The 1,144-nt window shown below is 58.1% G+C and carries 1 protein-coding gene; it reads right to left on the bottom strand.

Going from position 1 to position 1,144, the window contains the following annotated elements; translation table 11 throughout:
- Window positions 1-200: 200 nt before the first annotated feature.
- Window positions 201-1,144: OmpA family protein (locus EOA33_RS36410; protein WP_127407776.1), on the bottom strand; the 944-nt coding region annotated here is incomplete at its 5' end.

Below are 1,144 nucleotides of genomic sequence, written 5' to 3'. Positions count from 1 at the left end.
GATCAGGCGACGTCTCGTACGCATATTGCGCTTCAAAAGATCGAAATAGATATCAGCCGGATCGACCAAACTAACCTCCTTTGGATAGACTGTCGGCGAGAAGCTTTGGCCGACTGCGAAAAAGCGCTCGCCTGAACTGCGTGTCTGGATGAAGGACCGCGGAAACATGTTCATAGCCCTCCAGCTTGCCGATCAGTCGATCAGTCGCCTTCGTGGTTGCCTTCGGCAGCCAATTTCTGTTTGCTCTTGCGTACCCGGATCTCGATGCGCCGTCTTGCCGGAGCATCGCCGGACTGGGCTCCATCCGTCAGGCGGTCATCAGGGAGGATCAGCTGACCGCCTGACATCGGTAGGATGTTCAGAGCGCCCAACTTCTTTTTCAGAACCGACGCAACGGATATCGCGCGCGCGAGACCCAGCCCGGCATTGTCACCCGGCTCCATTCTGCTGACGCTCTCATCTCCGGAAAGTACTCGGCCCAAAACGAAGTCCATGTTCGACTGCCTCGACAACCGCTGCTCGTCAGTGTGGCCAATGACCTCGACGACATCGACATCGTATTTTGAGACGATCTCGGCAATCTGCTTGGCGATAGCGCCCTCAAGCTTGGCCTTGAAGGCGGGTTTGAGCTCGGCGCTACTGACTTCGAAGGAGTAGCCCTTGGCTTCGCTGAGATTGATGATCGGGGGCAGATCCTTAGGCTGCCGTGTCGTTTCGGCAAGTTCCTTTTCAGCGTCAGCCAGCTTGCGCTCGGCATCGGCCGCGCGCTGATCCGCTAGCAGCAGCTTGCGCACGCCGTCCGCTGTGAGGTTGTTGTCGCGGACCGCGGCTGTGGCTTCCGCCAGGCTAACTGCTTCCTCGGCCGTCAGTCCCTTTTGCTCGATCTGCTCGATCGCCTTCTTAGTCCGGACTAGTTTTCGCCATTCCTCATCAGGCACCTTGTGCCCGGTGGACCGTTCCAAGAGCTCGGCAACCTGGGCCAGTAGGTTTTTGTTCTCCTGCTTGAGTTGTCGGACCTCTGCCTCGCCGCGAGATACCTTTTCAAGGGCAGTTTCCAGTTCGGCCTTCTTCTTTGCGACAATGGCGCCCGCGACCAACAGCAGGCAGAAGACGAGCAGGAGCATCGTTTCGGCCATGGTGAGCC

It is taken from the genome of Mesorhizobium sp. M4A.F.Ca.ET.050.02.1.1, assembly GCF_003997725.1.
Lineage (GTDB): Bacteria > Pseudomonadota > Alphaproteobacteria > Rhizobiales > Rhizobiaceae > Mesorhizobium.
Note: the sequence above shows the minus strand (reverse complement) of the source record. Positions and strands in the feature narration are given on the sequence as shown.